The 2,764-nt window shown below is 72.8% G+C and carries 1 protein-coding gene; it reads right to left on the bottom strand.

Annotated features, from left to right (window positions below; all coding sequences use genetic code 11):
* Positions 1-2,764: acyltransferase domain-containing protein (locus tag ACFQVC_RS42370; protein WP_381842110.1), on the bottom strand; the 2,764-nt coding region annotated here is incomplete at both ends.

Raw genomic sequence — 2,764 nt, 5'->3', positions numbered from 1 at the left:
GCACCACGACCTGCGGCTCCCCCGACGCGAGCGCCAGAGCCACCGCATCCACGTCGTCCGTGTCGACCAGCACCACCCGGCCCGGCTCCTCCGACTGCGCGGACCGCGCGAGCCCCCACACCGCCGCACCCGCCAGATCGGTGACGTCCTCACCCTCCAAGGCCGCCACGGCCCCACGGGTGACGATCACCAACTGGCCGTCGACAGACTGCAGTTCGCCGAGCGCCGCTTGGACGGCTGCACGTACCGAGGCCGCGTCCGTGCCCGGCTCGCTGCGCAGCACCGTCACGCCGTCGGGAATCCCCGCCGCGCCCTGGCACGGCACCGGCGTCCACTCCAGGCGGAACAGCGCGTCGTGATGCGCACCGCCCGCCAACTGATCGGCGGAGATCTCGCGGAGCGCGAGCGTGCCGACGGATACGACCGGGCGGCCCGCGTCATCCGCCACGTCGAGGCGTACACCGGCCCCCGCGGGGGTCAGCCGCACCCGTACGCGGGAGGCGCCGGTGGCGTGCAGCGCCACATCGGTCCAGGCGAACGGCAGCCGCGCCGCCGACCCCGTGCCCCCGTCGCCATCGCTGTCGCTGCCGCTGCCGCTGCCGCCGAGCAGGCCGATCGCGTGCAGACAGGCGTCGAGGAGTGCCGGGTGGACGCCGTAGCCGTCGACGCCGGTGTCATCGGGCAGGGAGATCTCGGCGTACACCTCGTCGCCCGCGCCCGACTTCCAGGCCGCCGTAAGGCCCTGGAACACCGGACCGTACTCAAGTCCTGCCGCCGCCAGACCGTCGTACAGGCCGTCCACGTCGACGGGTTCGGCTCCGGCCGGCGGCCATGGTGCGAGGTCGGCGACCGGCTGGGTGCCGGACGCTCCGTTCGGGGTGAGGAGTCCGGTGGCGTGGCGGACCCAGGGTTCGTCGGCCGCCTCGGGGCGTGCGTAGATCTGCACGGGCCGGGCGTCCGAGGTGTCCGGGGCGCCCACCGCCACCTGTACCTGGACTCCGCCCGCCTCCGGCAGGACCAGCGGCGCTTCGAGGGTCAGCTCTTCCAGGACGGCACAGCCGACCTCGTCACCGGCCCTGATGGCCAGCTCGACGAGACCCGTACCGGGGAACAGGACGGTGCCACCGACCGCGTGGTCGGCCAGCCACGGCTGCGCGGCGACGGAGAGACGACCGGTCAGGACCGCGCCGTCGGTGTCCGCCAGGGTCATCGCGGCGCCGAGCAGCGCGTGTCCGGAGGCGCCGATACCCATCGCGGAGAGCGCGGACGCGGCCTCGGGTGCGGCCTCCATCCAGTAGCGGCGCCGCTGGAAGGCGTACGTGGGCAGGTCGACGGGGCGCGCTCCCGCGCCCGCGTAGAAGGCGGACCAGTCGACCGGGACCCCGCAGACGTCGAGCTGCGCGACGGCGGCGAGAAGCGCCGGCCCTTCGGCCCGGTCCTTGCGCAGGGCGGGCACCAGAACGGCCGACTCTTCCTCGACGGACTGCCGGCCCATGGCGGTCAGGACGGCGTCGGGTCCGAGTTCGAGGAAGCGGGTGACGCCTTCGGCCGCCAGGTACCCGATCCCGTCGGCGAACCGGACGGCCTCGCGGACGTGGCGTACCCAGTACTCGGGGTCGGTCAGGTCGGTGGCGAGCTGTCCGGTGACATTCGAGACGACCGGGATGGCGGGAGTGTTGTAGGTGAGGGATGCGGCCACGGTCCGGAACTCGTCGAGCATCGGCTCCATGAGCGGCGAGTGGAAGGCGTGCGAGACCTTCAGACGGGTCGCCTTGCGGCCCTCTGACTCGAAGTGCGCCTTGATGGCCAATGCCTGGGTCTCGTCGCCGGAGATGACCACGGCGGTCGGCCCGTTGATCGCGCCGATGGTGACGGTGTCGGTGTCGGTGAGGTGCGGGGTGACCTCGTCCTCGGTGGCCTGCAGCGCCACCATCGCGCCGCCCTCGGGCAGGGCCTGCATCAACTTCCCGCGCGCCGAGACCAGTTGGGCCGCATCGGCCAGGGAGAGAACCCCCGCCACATGCGCGGCGGCGATCTCCCCGATCGAATGCCCGGCCAGGAAGTCGGGCCGTACACCCCACGACTCGACGAGGCGGAACAGCGCGACCTCGATCGCGAACAGGGCGGGCTGCGTGAACTCCGTACGGTTCAGCTTGCCCTCGTCCTCGCCCCAGATCACGTCCCGCAGCCCGCCGCCGAACTCGTCAAGGGCGGCCAGTACGGCATCGAAGGCCTCGGCGAACACCGGGAACGCCTCGTACAACTCACGGCCCATACCAAGGCGTTGGGCACCCTGACCCGTGAACAGGAACGCCGTACGCCCCCTACCCCGTGAGGTCCCGTGCAGTACGCCGGTGGCCGTCGGCTGTCCTTCGGCCAGTGCGGTCAGGCCGTTCAGGAGTTCCTGCCGGTCCGCGCCCACGACGGCCGCGCGGTGGTCGAGCCGGGCTCGCCGGGTGGCGAGGGAGTACGCGAGGTCGACGGGCGTCAGGGCGGGGTCGTTCTCCACGTGGGTGCACAGACGCGCGGCCTGGGCACGCAGGGCGTCCTCCGTCTTTCCGGAGAGCGTCCAGATGTACGCGGGCGGGGTCGGGCCGTCCGCCGGGGCGGCGGGCTCCGGCTCAGGGGCAGGGGCAGGGGCCTCGGGGGCCTGCTCGATGATGACGTGGGCGTTGGTGCCGCTGATCCCGAACGAAGAGATGCCCGCCCGGCGCGGACGGCCCGTCTCCGGCCAGGGCCGCGACTCGGTGAGGAGCTCGATATG

Origin of the sequence: Streptomyces monticola (assembly GCF_042665355.1) — a bacterium.
GTDB lineage: Bacteria > Actinomycetota > Actinomycetes > Streptomycetales > Streptomycetaceae > Streptomyces > Streptomyces monticola.
Note: the sequence above shows the minus strand (reverse complement) of the source record. Positions and strands in the feature narration are given on the sequence as shown.